Genomic DNA, 17,249 nt, shown 5'->3' on the forward strand with positions numbered 1-17,249 from the left:
GTTCGTGGCCAGGGGGCGGCGGCAGCCGGTTCCATCCGCTTACAATGGCGGCTACCGTGGGCAGTCTAGCCGACCATCACGGTCGGTTTGTCCGGCGAAGCAAGGAGTGTGGTTGTGGCGGTAATGCAGCAAATCCAGGCCGAGGTCGATCGTTACCCGCTCGTGCTGTTCATGAAGGGCACCCCGCAATACCCGATGTGCGGCTTCTCCAGCCGCGCCATACAGGCATTGATGGCGGCCGGCGCGGTCACCCTGCGCACCGTCAACGTGCTGGAAGAGCCCGAGATCCGCGCCAACCTGCCGCGCTTTTCCAACCTGCCGACCTTCCCGCAGCTGTTCATCAACGGTGAGTTGATCGGTGGCTGCGACATCGTGCTGGAGCTGTTCGAAGCCGGCGAGCTCAAGCGCATCGTCGAAGAGGCGACCCAGGGATGAGTGCCTGGCCATCGACGTCACCGACCGACGGGGCGCTCGATGGCCGCCCGTTGCAGGATCGTGTGGTGCTGGTTGCAGGCGCCGGCGGTGGCTTGGGCAGTGCGGCGGCCGTTGCGGCCGCAGCGGCCGGTGCCACCGTGGTCCTGTTGGGCCGCAAGCCGCGCCGCCTGGACCGTGTCTATGCCCAGGTCCAGGCGGTCGGCCCGGAACCCCTGCTGTACCCGCTGGACCTGGAAGGCGCCGGCCCCGATGACTATGCCGAGCTGGCCCAGGCCCTGCAGCGCGAGCTGGGGCGGCTGGACGGCCTGCTGGTCTGTGCCGCCCACTTCCCGGGCCTGACCCCGTTCGAGCTGGCCGACCCGGCCAGTTTCGCCCGCGCGGTGCACGTTACCCTGACCGCGCCGGCCTGGCTGGCCCAGGCCTGCCTGCCACTGCTGCGGCAGCGCGAAGATGCGGCGCTGGTGTTTGCGGTCGATGCCCCTGACCGGGTCGGGCAGGCTTACTGGGGCGGTTACGGTGTGGCCCAGCATGGCCTGCGTGGCCTGATCGCCAGCCTGCACGACGAACTCGGCCGCAGCCCGGTACGGGTCAGTGGCCTGTACCCCGGCCCACTGCGCACAGCCCTGCGGGCCCGGGCGTATTCCGTCGACCAGGACCCGGCCGCCCAAGGCCCGGAGGCCGCCGCCGCTGCGGCCGTGACCCTGTTGTCCGGTGCTGGCGCCACCTGGCGCGGCCGGATTCTCGATGCCAGCGGGGCGTCCCCGGCCGAGTGAGCGCCGGGGAAAGGCGGAGTGAAGAACCCGTCACGATTGCGTTGCGATCCGGTGCCGTTTGTCGCACAACCGTCACATTGATGGCGTAGCGTGTTAATCTAGTGTTAACCGTTGTGGCTTCCTTCAGCCAAGCGGTAGGGAACCCCAGATAAATGTCCGACCAGCCACCCGCAGGGCTGTTTGGATGCGCTTTTTTTCCGCCATCGCCAACTCGCATCGAGGCTACCGAAAAATGACCCACCCACTCCGGATGTCCAAGCTCACCCTTGGTCTCGTGGCTGCGCTCGCCGCCGCTCCCGCCTTCGCCCAGAGCACCTCTGCCGGTGTCGGCGGCCAGGTGATGTCCTCTGCAGGCCAGCCTGTCGCTGGCGCTGAAGTCACCATCACCCACACCGAGTCGGGCACCGTTTCGCGTGCCACCACCGACGCGTCGGGTCGTTACAACGCGCGCGGCCTGCGCGTGGGTGGCCCGTACACCATCACCATCACCAAGTCCGGTGAAGGCACCAAGACCGAAGAAGGTGTCTACCTGAACCTGAACCAGGTCAACACGGTCAACGCCAGTCTCGGCGGCGACCTGGCCGCCACCAACCTGGACGCCGTGAACGTTGTCGCCACCGCCGGCGGCCTGGACCTGTTCAGCGCCACCAAGATGGGCAGCGGCACCAACGTGACGCGCGAAACGATGGACGCGCTGCCGTCGGCCAACCGCAACATCCAGGACTACATCCGCCTGGATCCGCGTATCTCGCAGGTCAGCAAGGCTGACGGCGCGATCTCGGCCGGTGGCCAGAACACCCGTTACAACGCCATCCGCATCGACGGCATCAGCGCCTCCGATCCGTTCGGCCTGGGCTCCAACAACCTGCCGACCGAGCGTCAGCCGGTGTCGATGGACGCCATCCAGGAAATCAACATCGACCTGGCCAACTACGACACCACCATCGCTGGTGGTACCGGTGCGGTGATCAACGCCGTGACCAAGTCGGGTACCAATGAATTCCACGGCACCGTGTACGGTTCGTACCGCGACAAGGACATGGTCCGTTCGCGCCTGGAAGGTGACAAGCAGGACTTTAACGGCTTCAAGGACGAGAAGACCTACGGCATGACCTTCGGCGGCCCGATCGTCAAGGACAAGCTGTTCTTCTTCACCAACTACGAAAAGTACGAGCGTAGCGGTGGCGGCGTCAGCCTTGGCGAAAGCCCCTACAACAAGGCTGGCGGCATCAGCGATGCTGATATCGCCCGCGTCCAGAAGCGCATGTCCGATCTTGGCTATCAGGTCGGCGGCGTCGGTGCGCTGAACAACAAGACCGAGATCGAAGAGTACGCGGTCAAGCTGGACTGGAACATCAACGAGAACCACCGTGCGGCCCTGCGCTACAACAAGATGAAGCAGGACGTGGTGCGTTTCCCGAAGGTCAGCAACAGCGAAATTTCGCTGAGTGACTTCTGGTACACCCAGCCGACCGAGTATGAGACCTGGATGGGTGAACTGTTCAGTGACTGGTCCGAGAACTTCTCGACCGAGTTCAAGGTCTCGCACAAGGACTACTCGTCCAACCGCGTTGCCGCTTCGCACCTGCCGCAGATCCGCGTCCGCTTCGACAACAATAATTCGCTGTACCTGGGTACCGAGCAGAACACCCACACCAACCTGGTGGAGTCGAAGGAACTGAGCGCCTTCGGTGCCGGTACCTGGTATGTCGGTGACCACACCGTCAAGTTCGGCTTTGACTACACCGACAACGACCTGATGAACTTCTACGGTCGCAACCTGTACGGCGCGTATGAGTTCGCCAACCTGGCTGCGTTTGAAGCCGGCACCCCGTCCGCGTACCAGGTGCGCGTGCCGCGTGCTGGTGGCAGCCTGGATGACATTCCGGCGAAGTTCCACCTGAAGAACACGGGTCTGTTCATCCAGGATACCTGGGCGATCAACTACAACCTGAGCCTGATGTTCGGTGTCCGCGTTGACATGCCGGACTTCAGCACCCAGCGCCTGTACAACCCGCGCATCGAGCAGCTGTACGGCTTCAACAACACCAAGCTGGTCGACAAGAAGCTGTTCCAGCCGCGCGTCGGCTTCAACTACACCTTCGATAGCGACCGTCCGACCCAGCTGCGCGGTGGCGTGGGCCTGTTCGGCGGTGCTGCCCCGAACGTGTGGCTGGCGGGTGCCTACCAGAACACCGGCCTGAACTACGCCGAGTACAACCTGACCCGCAATCCGGGTGGTTTCAGCTTCGATGCTGACAATCCGTTCATCCCGGACCCGTCGCTTGCTTCGGCACGTCAGAACGTCGACCTGATCGCTCCCGGTACCCGCCTGCCGTCGGTCTGGAAGGCCAACCTGGCCTTCGATCACGAACTGCCGTGGTACGGCATCGTGGCGTCGGCCGAGCTGCTGGTCACCAAGGTCAAGGATGGTCTGTACTTTGATCGTCTGGACGTCATGACCCCGAATGCCAACCGCTCGGTTGGTCAGGACGGTCGTGCGCTGTACTGGAACGACTACGGCATGAACGGTGCCAATGCTGGCTCGAACGGCATGCAGGCTGGCCAGAAGAACGGTCGTGCCTGCTCGGCCACCGATCAGACCTGCCCGAGTGACCGTGTCAACCGTCCGAGCGATATCGGCGACGTGATCCTGCTGCGCAACACCGACAAGGGTCGCGGTTCCCAGGCTACGTTCTCGCTGGCCAAGCCGCTGACCGAGAACTGGGGCTGGTCGCTGGGTTATACCTACACTCAGGCGAAGGAAGTGAGCCCGCTGTCCAGCTCGCAGAACACCTCGAACTGGAACAACACGCTGAGCCTGAACGCCAACGACAACGTTGCGTACAACTCGCGCTATGCGATCAAGGACCGCATCACCGGTACCCTGGAGTGGAAGCACAACTTCTTCGGTGACAATGCCACCCGCGTCGGCCTGTTCTATGAAGGCCGTTCGGGTCGTCCGTACAGCTACGTGTTCTATAACGACGTGAACGGCGACGGCGCAGGCACCAACGATCTGTTCTACGTGCCGAAGGGCCCGGGTGACGTGATCTTCACCGGCGGCGCCGACATGGAGAAGAAGTTCTTCGAATGGCTGGCGCAGAATCCGGAGCTTGATGCCTACCGTGGCAGCGTGGTCCCGGCCAACGCGCACCGCGCCAAGTGGGTCAACAGCTTCGATGTCCGCATCAGCCAGGAGTTCCCGGGCTTTGCGAAGACCCACAAGGGCGAGATCGCGCTGGACATCATGAATGTCGGCAACCTGCTCAACAAGAAGTGGGGTCTGATCGACGATTACGGCTTCTACGCCACCCGTCGCGTTGCCAACTACTCGGGTATCGACCCGGCTACCGGCAAGTACCTGTACAACTTCACCGGCCGTACCGACAACTCGTCGATCCAGGAAAACAACAACGACAAGGGCAACACTGCCGTGTCGCGCTGGTCGATGCAGCTGACCGTGAAGTACAAGTTCTGATCCGTCAGAGCCTGAAGCAGTAAGTGGAAACGGCCGGGGAAACCCGGCCGTTTTCCGTTCATGCGAAAGTCCTTGCAGGTCACCTGGCATCGGCGTAGCATCCGGAAATGTGCGCGGTGCCAACGCCGCCGATGCGGTCCCGGAAAGGCGAACGCGGGAAGCACACATCCAACGGTCGGGCTTCCCGGCCGTTTTGCTTTTTAAGGGGGCGGCAGTACAGTCGGAAACCTTGAAGGAAGCGAAAAATTGGACATGACCACGAACGAAAAATCAGCCCGTGCATTGCCGGTGCAGGACGCGCGGATCTACCCCCGCGGTGGGCTGGATGTGCTGTCGCGGGCCGAAGTGGCTCGCCTGCGCGATGCATCTGCGGGCGGCATGCACGAGCTGCTGCGCCGATGCGCGCTGGCCGTGCTGACCAGCGGCAGTGCCTCTGACGATCCGCGCGCGGCGCGCGATCTGTATCCCGATTTCGACATCCAGGTGGCGCAGCAGGATCGCGGCGTGCGCATCGATCTGGTCAATGCGCCGGCAATGGCCTTTGTCGACGGCGAGATCATCCGCGGTGTCGCCGAACTGCTGTTCGCCGTGGTGCGTGACCTGGCCTACATGGCCATCGAGATGGGCCCGGCCTACGCGGCCGAGCTGGAGTCGTCCGAGGGCATCACCAACGCGGTGTTCGGCCTGCTGCGCAATGCGCGCATCCTCAACCCGGGCGACCCGAACCTGGTCGTGTGCTGGGGTGGCCATTCGATCTCGCGCGACGAATACCTGTATACCAAGCAGGTGGGCTACGAGCTGGGCCTGCGCGGCCTGGACATCTGCACCGGCTGCGGTCCAGGCGCGATGAAGGGCCCGATGAAGGGCGCCACCATTGCCCACGCCAAGCAGCGCCGTACCGTGACGCGTTACATCGGCCTGACCGAGCCGGGCATCATCGCCGCCGAGTCGCCGAACCCGATCGTCAACCACCTGGTGATCATGCCGGACATCGAGAAGCGCCTTGAGGCCTTCGTCCGCATTGGCCACGGCATCATCGTGTTCGCCGGTGGCGTCGGCACTGCCGAGGAAATCCTGTACCTGCTCGGCATCCTGCTGCGCGAGGAAAACAAGGACCTGCCGTTCCCGCTGATCCTGACCGGCCCGACGGTGGCGGCGCCGTACTTCGAGCAGATCGACCGCTTCATCCGCCTGACCCTGGGCGATGCGGCCGCCGAGCGCTACGAGATCGTCATCGGCGACCCGGTGGCGGTGGCAAAGAAGATGGCCAACGGCATCAAGCGCGTGCGTGAGCACCGCCTGGCACAGAAGGACTCGTTCTTCTTCAACTGGTCGATCGAGATTCCGTGGGAGTACCAGCAGCCGTTCGTGCCGACCCACGAGGCAATGGCCGCGCTGGACCTGCACCACGGACGTGCCCCGCACGCCTTGGCGGCCGACCTGCGCCGCGCGTTCTCGGGCATCGTCGCCGGCAACGTGAAGGAAGACGGCATGCGTCGCATCGAACAGTTCGGACCGTTCCAGATCCATGGCGACCCGGACATGATGCAGGCGCTGGACGCGTTGCTGCGCGCTTTCGTCGAGCAGCGCCGGATGAAGATCTCCGGCGAATACCAGCCCTGCTACCAAGTGCTGGCCTGAGCCCGGGCCGGTGCGATGGGGATCGCGCCGGCCGGTGTGGGAAGGTGCGGGTCGTCAAGGCTTTGACGCCCGTCGCCCCGGAATGACCGTTCATCCTGCCGCCGCTTGCCGGTGGCAGGGCGATGGCCCATGGTGGCCATCAACACTGGGGAGCGTCCAATGTCTTTGCGCCGGCAAAACGGCTTCACGCTGGTTGAGTTGATGGTCACGATCATGGTCCTGGCCGTGCTCGCCACGATCGCCTTTCCCAGTTTCCAGGGCACCCTGCGATCCAATCGCATCGCTACCGCGAGCAACGAGTTGATCGCTTCACTCGCATTGGCCCGCAGCGAGGCGGTAAAGAATCGTCGTGGTGCGGGTGTCTGTGCGTCGTCTGCGGGCAGTACATGTGATGGCAAAAGCTGGGCTGACGGCTGGCTGGTCTGGGCGGACACCAATGGAGATGGTGCGCTGAGCGCTGGGGAGACCGTGCTCCGCTACAGCGCCGGTCGGCCGGGTCTGACTACGGCGGGTACGCCGGATCTGTCCGTGGGTTTTGACCCACGTGGTCGCAACCGCGCGAATGCATCGCTGGACCTGACCCTGCGCCCGGACACCTGCGGCAAGCAACCGCTGCAACGAACGTTGCGCATTTCGCCGACCGGACAGGTCCGGCTGTTGAAGGAGGATTGCAAGTGAGGCCGTCCCGATCCCGTTCCCCGCGCGGCGTGCAAGGGGGCTTCAGTCTGATCGAAGTGCTGATCGCCATTCTCGTGCTTGGCGTTGGCCTGCTCGGTTTCGCGCTGATGCAGACCATGAACGTACGCTTCGTCCAAAGTGCCAACTACCGCACCCAGGCGACCAATCTGACCTACGAGATGCTGGACCAGCTGCGGGTGAATCGGAAGATGGCGCCGGTCTATGTCGGCGACTATACCGCCACCACGTCCAGCAAGAACTGCTTACCTCCCACCGGCAAGGACATCAGCAAAGACGCCTTCACCCTGGATTGGAGGTGCCGCCTGGGCAAGGCGCTGGGCGACGGCGCTACGGGGAAAGTAACCCGGAACGGTGACCAGTACTCGGTCAGCGTGAGCTGGGGGGATGAGCGCTGGAATGCCGATGCCGGTGACACCACGTTCACTGCCAGGAGCGGCTTGTGATGCGCGCCTCATGCTCTTCATCCCGACACATGTCGGGTCTTTCCATGGTTGAGCTGATGATCGCACTGGCCATTGGTGTGATCGTCATGCTCGGCGTGGTGCAGGTGTTTGCAGCATCGAGGGCGGCCTACCAGCTGTCCGATGGCCTGGCGCGGGTGCAGGAAAACAGTCGCTTCGCGATGGATGCCCTGCAACGCGAACTTCGCATGGCCGGGCATTTCGGCTGTGTCAATGACCAGGGGCGAAATACACCGGACAATGCCTCGCTGTTCAGTACCTTCGCAACGGCTCCGCATCCGGCGCTGGACTTCCAGACGTCGATCCAGGGCTTTGAAGCTACCGGAACCGCGCCGGGAGCGGCGGTTACCCTGACAGCCACACCCGCAACCGGCGGAACCGACTACAAGCCCGCGCTGCCTGCCGAGTTTGCTGCGGCCATGCCCAACCGAGTCAATGGCAGCGACATCGTGGTGCTGCGTTACCTGATGCCGGATGGTGTGCCGATCACCGCCATTGGCGGCGTTCCAGGCAAGCCGATTTTCAGTTTTGACAAAGCGCGCCTTGCGGTACTGCAGAGTGGTGTCTCCAACCCGGGGCTGTATGGTGCGGCCGACTGCGCCAGCGTCACGATCTTCCAGGCGCGCGCGGTGGACAAGGGCGCCGGCACCGTCACCTTTGGGGATGCGCCGAACAATGCAGGGAACTTCACCCGTCCGGTCACCACCGGTCAGGCGATGCTGCACCGTGCAGAAAGCGCGCTGTACTACATCGGCTATGACGCCGCCATTGCCCGTTCTTCGTTGTATCGCGTGCGCTTCACCGCCATCCCCAATGGCGCGCTGGTGGCCAATGCGCCGGAGGCACTGGTGGAGGGCGTAGAAAACATGCAGTTGTTGTATGGCCAGGACCGCGGGCTTACCGACGTTTATCCAACCGGTTTCATTGATCGCCAGGGCACTGCCGAAACGGTGCAGGGGTCTACCAATCCGGCCGCGAATGGTTGGCGTCGTGTCGGCGCCGTGCAGCTGGGGATGGTGATGTCCAGTCCGGATCCATCGGCGGCGCCGCAGGCCGACCAGAACGCTGCGCTCACTTCGCTGGGCGTGACGTTCACGGCGCCGGCAGACGGTCGCATGCGCGCTGTCTATCAAACCACCATCGCCCTTCGCAACCGCCTCTTTGGCAACTGAGGCTCGCATGTACACACGCCCGCGTCTTCCTTCCTTCACAGCACGCCGGCAGCAGCGAGGCGCTGTGCTGTATGTCGCCCTGATCATGTTGATCCTGCTGGCTCTTATCGGCATCGCCGGCATGCAGGTTACCGGTATGCAGGAGCGCATGGCGGCCAACTACCTGCGTTCCAATCAGGCCTTCCAGAACGCCGAAGCCGACGTGCGTACCCAGGAGGCGGCCATCAAGACAGCCATCGAAAGCGGCGGCGTTTTCGAGGCCAACCAGGAAGAATGCAGTCCGGTATTCGACCCGGCAACCTGGGCCGATGGCAAGACTGCGGCTGCGGCAATCCATACCCGGCGCCTTGATAAGTGCGTGATGGGCGGCGGAGGGACCGGCCTCGGGGGCCGGAAGAACGAAGAGACCGAAAACATCTACCAGATCACCGTCCTGGCCAGTGACGATCCGGCCAATCCATCTTCCAGCGCTGTCATCGATACGATCTTCATTCCATGAACACTTCGCGCCGCTTCTCCCGCATCGTCTCGACTCCCTGGCTGCGCGCGGGCGCTGCCGTTGCCGTGCTGGCTGGGGTGGGGGCGTTGGTCTACCCGCTGTTCGCTGCGCTTGGCGACTACGACATCGCGCAGGAGCCGTTGTACAGCAAGAAGACCCAGCCGCCGCTGATGATGATGGTGATGTCGCGCGACGAGCAGCTGTTCAACAAGGCCTACAGCGATTACAGCGACCTGGATGAGGATGGCACCCTCGACACCACATACCAGGACAAGTTCGATTACTCCGGTTACTTCGATTCCAACCTCTGCTATTCCTACGCCAGCGGCCAGTTCAAGGCCAGTGCACAGGCCGGCGGCACCTGGAAGCACAGCTGCGGTGGAAGCTGGTCCGGCAATTTCCTGAACTGGGCAACGATGAGTCGCCTGGACGTGATGCGCTACGTGCTGTACGGCGGCCATCGCATCACCGACAGCGCCGCCAGCACCGTGCTGGAGCGCGCGCAGATCCCCAACGATCTGCACGCGTGGGTAAAGGTATACAGCGGCAGTGATATCAACAGTTTCACCCCGTACAAGACCACCATGTCCTTCTGCAACGCCACCATCGAATCCGGTGGTGCACCGCTGATGCGCGCTGCGTCGGGCAACTGGGGCGAGTGGGCGGCCACCGCCAGCCGCCAGTGCATCACCGGCCGAAGCGATGAAGGCAAGGCTGATTCACCTGGCTCTGCCACCAACTTCAACGTCCGGGTTGAGGTCTGCGCCAGTGGCAGCGGAGCTTTCCCGGAGGCGTTCTGCCGCAAGTACAACGATGGCACAAGGGACTATCTGAAACCGGCTGGGCTGCTGCAGTCGTATGGCGAAAGCGGCCGTCTTCGCTTCGGTCTGGTCACGGGTACCTATGTCAATCCGCGCGATGGTGGCGTGGTGCGGCGGAACATCGGAAAGATCGCAGGCAACGGCACCGGATTCTGTGCGGCCGGCGACGAAATCAACCTGTCCAACGGTCAGTTCTGTAACAGCTTGTCCGGTGGTGCGGAAGGCATCATCAATACCATCTCCAACTTCCGTATCGACCAGTGGAACTGGAGCAATAACTGGAATGACTGCAACGACTACAGCATCCTCAACCGACAGGGCTTCGGTGACAGAGGTAATCTGACCGATCCGGGCAATGCCTCGAAGAAGTGCAGTGCCTGGGGCAATCCCCTGGCCGAGATGTATGCCGAAGCTGTGCGCTACATCAAGGGTGAAACCAAGGGCATCTACAGTGCGTCCGGAGACCTGAGCGGGCTGCCCAATGCGGTTGCCTGGAAGGATCCCTACCGCTCCCCGAACGATGGCGGCAACTCCTACTGCGCCACCTGCAACATCCTGGTGATGTCCTCAGGCCTGCCGTCGTTCGATAGCGACAACATCGGGTCGATCAATGGCCTGACACCTGCGGCGTCGGCAACGGATGCGATCGGCAATCTTGAAGGCATTACTGGTGGCAGTTACATGGCTGGCCGCGTCGGCCTGACCGAGCGCTATGCCTCGATCAATACCCATGAGGACATCTGTCGCGCGGCCAAGGTTACTGGCCTGTCGCTGGTGCGTGGCATCTGCCCGGATGTGCCTTCCACGGAAGGCAGCTACCTGATGGCGGGCTTGTCAAAGGCCGCGGCCGAGACCGACCTTCGTCCGGGCGTGCAGAACAAGCCGGATACCTACAAGCTCACTGCGACCACCTATACCGTGGCCATGGCTGAGAGCCTGCCCAAGTTCGAGATTCCGGTGGGCAACGGCAAGATCACCCTGGCCCCACTGTGCCAGGCCAACAATACCGGTACGGCAAAAATCACCAGCAATGGCTGGCGCAGTTGCTTCCTCGGTTCTGTTGGTATCGGCACCAAACAGTCTACGGTCTCGCCGAATTTCGTCTATGGACGAACTTATCGCGCAGACGGCAAGGCTGGCAGTTTCTCGCTGGTATGGGAAGACTCGTTGTGGGGCAATGACCACGACAACGACGTGGTCTCCATGCTCAGCTACTGCGTGGGCGCTACCTGCAACGACGGCGACAACACGAATTTCCGCAACATCTGCTGGCGCTCCAGCAGTGCGGAGTGCAGCAACAATGCTGTACGCAATACCGTGGGCAGCGATGAGGTGCTGGTCCGCATTGAGAATCTTTCTGCCTATGCCGGCAACGCGATGCTCACCGGCTACACGATCGTGGGTTCGAACGCGGCCGACAACGTGCAGCGACTGGTACTGCGGCCCGGCGACAAGAACGGTTCGGTGCTGACGACCACCTCGGCTCCTCCGGCAGAATGGACAGGTGCCATTGTCCTGCGCTACCGCCTGGGAAGCGGCCAGGCCAATCAGTTGGAGAGCCCGCTGTGGTACGCCGCCAAGTATGGCGTGCCGGCTGGCAAGAAATGGGACAGCAAGGTGCCTGGCGTGCCGGACAACTATTTCCTGGCGCGCAATCCGGCCAAGCTGAAGTCTGCGCTGGAGTCGATCTTCGACAGTGCTGCCGCGGGCGAGGCGCCGGTGGGGGGCAGCGCGACTGGCGCCCGGGTCAACGCAGGTTCCTTCACCGTCTCGGCGCACTACACGGTACCGTCGGGATCCAATGACTGGACTGGCGATCTCATCGCCCGTCAGACCCTCTCCAATGGCGAAGTCGGCCCTGAGCTGTGGCGGGCGTCGACCAGGATGAGCGCTTCGGGCCGCAATATCGTGGTGTCGACTGCGCCGACTTTTGTGAACAAGTCCAATCAGTTGATTCCTGTAGCAGCGGCAGATTTCACTGCGGACAACATTCCCGGCCGCGACCGCGCCGAGAAACTGGGCAACCTTGGGCTCAATACCGTTCCCAACTGGTTCGGTTCGCATACGGTTGCCGATCTCGTCAGCTATCTGCGTGGTTCACCGGTCAGCGGGTTCCGTCCGCGCAGTGTACTGCTCGGCGACATCGTCAATTCCAGCGTCGAGATTGTTTCCACCCGGGATGACTACGGCTATACATCCTGGAAGGAGCAGGGCGGGATAGTCTGGAAGACCACACTCGGTACCCGCTACAAGGCCTATCTGACATCGAAGACTGCGTCTGGCGGCCCGCCCTCAATGGTCTATGTCGGGGCCAACGACGGCATGCTGCACGGATTCAATGCCGGCACCGGAACCGCGGCCGGCACTGAACAGTTCGCCTACATTCCCTCCACGTCGCTGCAGCACATGGCCGAACTGGCCAACCCTGCCTATGGCCATCGCTACTACGTTGACGGCGGACTGACGGCATCCGACGTCCACTACGGCGAGGCGTGGCATACGGTACTGGTAGGGACCACCGGCGGTGGCGGTGCCACGCGCGGCCCGTCCGCCACGGCAGTCGGTAACGGCTCGGTGTTTGCGCTGGATATCAGCAATCCAACGGCGTTCAACAGCGGCAACGTGCTGTGGGAGATTTCCGGCAAGACCGAATCGGACATGGGCTTCGCGTTCGGCAAGCCGGTGGTGGTGCCTGTCGCTGGCACTGATCCGAACGGCGCGCCGCGATTTGTTGCACTGTTCGGTAACGGCGTCAATTCGAGTACGGGCCGTCCTGTGTTGTATGTGGTCGACATCCAGAGCGGTGAGGTACTCAAGCGCCTGTATCCGAGCGGGGGCAAGTACGCGATCGCCAATGGCCTCAACCACGTCACAGCGGTGGCACTGCACAACAGCAGCAGCCTGGCCGATACCGTGTACGGTGGTGACATGCAGGGCAACATTTGGCGCTTCGATCTGCGGGGGGGCGACCCCACGGCATGGAATGTGTCGCTCAGCGGTACACCACTGTTCACCGCCATGCGCAGCGCGGTGGCGCAACCGATCACCGGAGCGATCCAGACGTCTGCGGGGCCGGGTGGGGGCGTCAGCCTGTTCTTCGGTACCGGTCGTTATTTCACCGCCGATGACAACGCCGTTACCCGCAATTCACCTGTGCAGACGCTGTACGGAATATGGGACAACCTCAGCGACGCGATCTCCAGCCGCGACGTGCTGGTGGGGCAGTCGATCAGTGCCAATGGTGCAGCATTCCGCGACATATCCAGCAACGCGGTGGACTATTCAACAAAGCGTGGCTGGTACGTTGATCTGATCGTGGATACCACGGTGGAGGGTGAGCGCTTCTTTGGATATCCGACGTTGCAGGGTGGCACCGTGATGTTCACCACGTATGTGCCTGGACAGTCCGTCTGCGGTACAGGTGGTGGCGTCAACTGGCGCTATCGGCTGAACATGGCCACCGGCCAGCCCGCGATGGGCGGCCTCACCGACGAAGTGGGGGGGGATCCGCTGTGTGGCGCGAATTGTGGCGCCGGGGCGTTGACTCGCGGCGGCGACGTCGCGACGGGGGCTCCTGTGCTGGATACACAAGTCAGTACATCGATGCGCAAGGGCTGCGACCCCAGCGATCCGAAGTGCTCGGTCGATGGTTCAATTGACCGGTGCATCGTGACGCTGAACACTCCGGGCGCGGATACTGCATACGGCCAGCGTGCCTGCGGTCGCCAGTCCTGGCGGCAGATCCGCTGATGACCATGAACATGAGATCGCCCATGCACGCATCCTCAACCCATCGTTTTGCAGCTGGTTTCACCCTGATCGAGCTGATGATCACCGTGGCGGTGATCGCCGTCCTGGCGGCCGTGGCCCTGCCGTCCTATCAGCGGCACGTGCTGAAGACGAACCGGGCCCTGGCCAAGGCCGATCTGGTCGAGATCGCACAGTTGCTCGAGCGCTACCATACGGTGCAGAACAGCTATGACGGTTTCTCGCTGCCGTTCAACCAGTCACCGCGACAGGGCAACAAGCGCTACACGCTGTCCCTGAACGGCAAGGCCACGGCCAGCACCTACACGCTGCAGGCGGTGCCGGAAACCGGCCAGGACAAGGATGCGTGCGGCACGCTGACACTGGATCAGGCCGGACGCAAGACGCCGGACAAGAAGACCAATGCGGAGTGCTGGTAACGGTTGGGCATCGCACGTGGAAAAAGGGCTTGCACTCCCCTGCAAACGCTGGCTAAAATGCGCACCCCGCCCGAATAGCTCAGCCGGTTAGAGCACTTGACTGTTAATCAGGGGGTCGTTGGTTCGAGTCCAACTTCGGGCGCCAGATTCGAAAAAGCCGCGAGAAACCGCGGCTTTTTTCGTTTCCACGATGGCATTGCAGGTTTCAGCAGGGGGTGGACCTGCGCGGGCGCTGGCTCCTGACCCGTCCGGGGACGCTGATGATGACGCGGCTGTGCTCCTGTCCATCCACGCACAACACGATGGACTGGTTGGTACCGGCATTGCGGCCGTCGGGCCGGAACCGCACGTCGGGCCGATGATCGCTGGTGCGCAGGTCGACATGACGCTGGCGTGTCCCGTGCACGCGCAGTTTCCTTGCGGCGGCGGTCGCGCTGTTGGCCGGTTCGACCTGCACCCGCCAGCCCTGGCTCCATGCCTGGTCACACATCATGCCGTCCGACGATCCGCAGACCGTCACGCGGCGGCGTTCGGTGATGGCGGCGCTGCGCGCCATCGACAGGCTGGCGACCAGTTCGGCGCGCAGCGCTTCCGCCTGGAAGTGCCGCAGCGTGCGTTGCCAAGGGCCCCAGGCCAACGCCAGCAGGACCGACAGCACCATGACGGCGACCAGCAGCTCGATCAGATGGAGCCCGCGGTGGAGCCGGGCAGGGCGAAGACGATGGGACATGCCTCCAGCCTCGACGTACGCCGCGGCATTCACCATCAGCCAACGCCGCGCTCACCTGCCCGGAAACCCCTCAGCGGGCCGTCACTCCATGCCCCGTATACTCACTACTCCCGGGAACTGGCACCACCATGAGCGACCGTTTTGAACTCGTCTCGCCGTACTCGCCGGCGGGCGACCAGCCTGATGCCATCGCGAAGCTGACCAGCAACTTCGAAGCGGGCATCGCCAAGCAGACCCTGCTGGGCGTCACCGGCTCGGGCAAGACCTACACCATCGCCAACGTCATCCAGAACGTGCAGAAGCCGACGCTGATCATGGCGCCGAACAAGACGCTGGCGGCGCAGCTGTATGGTGAGTTCAAGGCGTTCTTCCCGCACAACGCGGTGGAGTACTTCGTCAGCTACTACGACTACTACCAGCCGGAAGCCTACGTGCCGTCGTCGGACACCTTCATCGAGAAGGACAGTTCGATCAACGAGCACATCGAGCAGATGCGGCTGGCGGCGACCAAGACCCTGCTGTCGCGCCCGGACGCGATCGTGGTGGCGACAGTGTCGGCGATCTACGGCCTGGGCGCGCCGGAAGACTACCTGTCGCTGCGCCTGATCCTGTCCAAGGGCGAGCGCATCGACCAGCGCGACCTGATCAACCACCTGACCCAGCTGCAGTACACGCGCAACGAGTACGAGCTGCAGCGCGGTACGTTCCGCGTGCGTGGTGAAGTCATCGACGTGTTCCCGGCCGAGTCGGACAGCGAGGCGCTGCGCCTGGAGCTGTTTGATGGCGAGGTCGAGAAGATCACGTTGTTCGATCCGCTCACCGGCGAGACGCTGCGCAACATGCAGCGCTTCACGGTCTACCCGAAGACCCATTACGCCACCACGCGCGAGCGTGTGCTGGCGGCGATCGAGACGATCAAGGTCGAGCTGAAGGAGCGCCTGGAGCAGCTGTACGCGCAGAACAAGCTGGTGGAGGCGCAGCGCCTGGCGCAGCGCACCCAGTTCGATCTGGAAATGATGGCCGAGGTCGGCTACTGCAACGGCATCGAGAACTACTCCCGGCACCTGACCGGCAAGAACGCCGGCGAACCGCCACCGACGTTGTTCGACTACCTGCCAGCCGACGCGCTGCTGGTGATCGACGAATCGCACGTGACCATTCCGCAGATCGGTGCCATGTTCAAGGGCGACCGTTCGCGCAAGGAGACGCTGGTCGAGTTCGGGTTCCGGCTGCCCTCGGCGCTGGACAACCGGCCGCTGCGCTTCGAGGAGTGGGAAGAGCGCTGCCCGCGCAGCATCTATGTGTCGGCCACGCCAGGCCCCTATGAGTACCGCGAGGCCGGTGACGAGATCACTGAACTGGTCGTACGCCCCACCGGGCTGATCGACCCGGTGGTGGAGATCCGCCCGGTGGGCACCCAGGTTGACGACCTGATGAGCGAGGCCAACGCGCGCATCAAGGCCGGTGACCGTGTGCTGGTCACGACGCTGACCAAGCGCATGGCCGAAAATCTCACCGAATACCTAACCGAGCACGGCATCCGCGTGCGCTACCTGCACTCGGACGTGGACACGGTCGAGCGCGTGGAGATCATCCGCGACCTGCGCCTGGGCAAGTTCGATGTGCTGGTGGGCATCAACCTGCTGCGCGAGGGCCTGGACATGCCCGAGGTGTCTCTGGTGGCGATCCTGGATGCCGACAAGGAGGGCTTCCTGCGCTCGACCGGCTCGCTGATCCAGACCATCGGCCGTGCCGCCCGCAACGTGCGTGGCAAGGCGATCCTGTATGCGGACAAGATCACCCGTTCGATGCAGGCGGCGATCGACGAGACCGACCGCCGTCGCGCCAAGCAGGTCGAGTACAACGAGCAGCACGGCATCGTGCCGCGCTCGGTGGCGCGTCCGATCACCGACGTGCTGGAAGGCGCGCGCTCCGATGCGGCCGAGAAGGAAGCAAAGAAGGGCAAGGGCAAGGGCAGGCCCGGCGTTGCCGAGGAGGGGAGTGACTATCGATCCCTCAGCCCGGCCCAGCTGGCGTCCCGTCTCAAGGCGCTGGAGCAGCAGATGTACCAGCACGCCAAGAACCTGGAATTCGAGGATGCCGCCCGCGTGCGTGACCAGATCCGGCAGCTGAAGGAAGCGAGTCTGGGCTGAACGCGGCAGTGCAGCATCTTCTTCACAAAAGTGTTGCGCTTCACGGCCGGCATCCGTAATATACGCGGCCTGCACCGACGCAATCGCGGACGTTCAGAAGCATAATCGGGCGGTTAGCTCAGCGGTAGAGCACTACCTTGACATGGTAGGGGTCACAGGTTCGAACCCTGTACCGCCCACCACGAAGTCCCTGGAAG

At 63.2% G+C, this 17,249-nt stretch carries 12 protein-coding genes and 2 tRNA genes; 13 read left to right on the forward strand and 1 reads right to left on the reverse strand.

The window, feature by feature from the left end:
• The first annotated feature begins 114 nt into the window (after positions 1 to 114).
• From grxD to ACZK3J_RS07725, 11 genes are all read left to right on the forward strand, one after another.
• Entirely contained in the window at positions 115 to 435 is a 321-nt protein-coding gene (grxD, locus tag ACZK3J_RS07675) for a Grx4 family monothiol glutaredoxin (RefSeq protein ID WP_049463564.1), read from the forward strand.
• Positions 432 to 1,208, forward strand: a complete 777-nt coding sequence (locus ACZK3J_RS07680; protein WP_049399918.1) for an SDR family NAD(P)-dependent oxidoreductase — start codon at positions 432 to 434, stop codon at positions 1,206 to 1,208. Before grxD ends, ACZK3J_RS07680 begins: the two co-directional genes overlap by 4 nt.
• 232 nt (positions 1,209 to 1,440) lie before the next feature.
• Positions 1,441 to 4,689 (forward strand): TonB-dependent receptor, encoded by a 3,249-nt coding sequence (locus ACZK3J_RS07685; RefSeq protein WP_080355163.1) that lies wholly within the window; start codon positions 1,441 to 1,443, stop codon positions 4,687 to 4,689.
• Between the two features lie 252 nt (positions 4,690 to 4,941).
• Positions 4,942 to 6,330, forward strand: coding sequence for a nucleotide 5'-monophosphate nucleosidase PpnN (gene ppnN / locus ACZK3J_RS07690; protein ID WP_010486098.1), 1,389 nt, complete (start codon positions 4,942 to 4,944; stop codon positions 6,328 to 6,330).
• Between the two features lie 159 nt (positions 6,331 to 6,489).
• Positions 6,490 to 7,008 carry a GspH/FimT family pseudopilin gene (locus ACZK3J_RS07695; protein WP_049412580.1) on the forward strand — a complete coding sequence of 173 codons (519 nt, stop codon included), beginning with the start codon at positions 6,490 to 6,492 and terminating at the stop codon, positions 7,006 to 7,008.
• On the forward strand, positions 7,005 to 7,472 hold the full coding sequence (pilV, locus tag ACZK3J_RS07700; RefSeq protein WP_010486096.1) for a type IV pilus modification protein PilV: 468 nt from the start codon (positions 7,005 to 7,007) through the stop codon (positions 7,470 to 7,472). Before ACZK3J_RS07695 ends, pilV begins: the two co-directional genes overlap by 4 nt.
• Positions 7,473 to 7,528: 56 nt before the next feature.
• Positions 7,529 to 8,662, forward strand: coding sequence for a PilW family protein (locus tag ACZK3J_RS07705; RefSeq protein ID WP_049412604.1), 1,134 nt, complete (start codon positions 7,529 to 7,531; stop codon positions 8,660 to 8,662).
• Between the two features lie 7 nt (positions 8,663 to 8,669).
• A complete protein-coding gene (locus tag ACZK3J_RS07710) occupies positions 8,670 to 9,161 on the forward strand; it encodes a pilus assembly PilX family protein (protein ID WP_029380064.1) in 492 nt (163 codons plus the stop codon).
• A gap of 416 nt (positions 9,162 to 9,577) precedes the next feature.
• On the forward strand, positions 9,578 to 13,732 hold the full coding sequence (locus ACZK3J_RS07715; protein WP_478476718.1) for a pilus assembly protein: 4,155 nt from the start codon (positions 9,578 to 9,580) through the stop codon (positions 13,730 to 13,732).
• Between the two features lie 23 nt (positions 13,733 to 13,755).
• A complete protein-coding gene (locus ACZK3J_RS07720; protein ID WP_049423243.1) occupies positions 13,756 to 14,169 on the forward strand; it encodes a type IV pilin protein in 414 nt (137 codons plus the stop codon).
• 68 nt (positions 14,170 to 14,237) lie between these two features.
• Positions 14,238 to 14,314, forward strand: a tRNA-Asn gene (locus ACZK3J_RS07725).
• Between the two features lie 60 nt (positions 14,315 to 14,374).
• Here ACZK3J_RS07725 and ACZK3J_RS07730 read toward each other — a convergent pair.
• Positions 14,375 to 14,899, reverse strand: coding sequence for a GspH/FimT family pseudopilin (locus ACZK3J_RS07730; RefSeq protein WP_478476720.1), 525 nt, complete (start codon positions 14,897 to 14,899; stop codon positions 14,375 to 14,377).
• 128 nt (positions 14,900 to 15,027) lie between these two features.
• On the opposite strand from ACZK3J_RS07730, the gene uvrB reads away from it, so the two are divergent.
• Both uvrB and ACZK3J_RS07740 read left to right on the forward strand, forming a co-directional pair.
• The gene (gene uvrB, locus ACZK3J_RS07735) at positions 15,028 to 17,052 is read left to right on the forward strand and encodes an excinuclease ABC subunit UvrB (RefSeq protein WP_121503792.1); all 2,025 of its coding nucleotides are present in this window, start codon (positions 15,028 to 15,030) and stop codon (positions 17,050 to 17,052) included.
• Positions 17,053 to 17,159: 107 nt separating this feature from the next.
• Positions 17,160 to 17,234 (forward strand) — tRNA-Val (locus tag ACZK3J_RS07740).
• Positions 17,235 to 17,249 lie beyond the last annotated feature (15 nt).

It is taken from the genome of Stenotrophomonas sp. 86428_Sma (assembly GCF_056481585.1).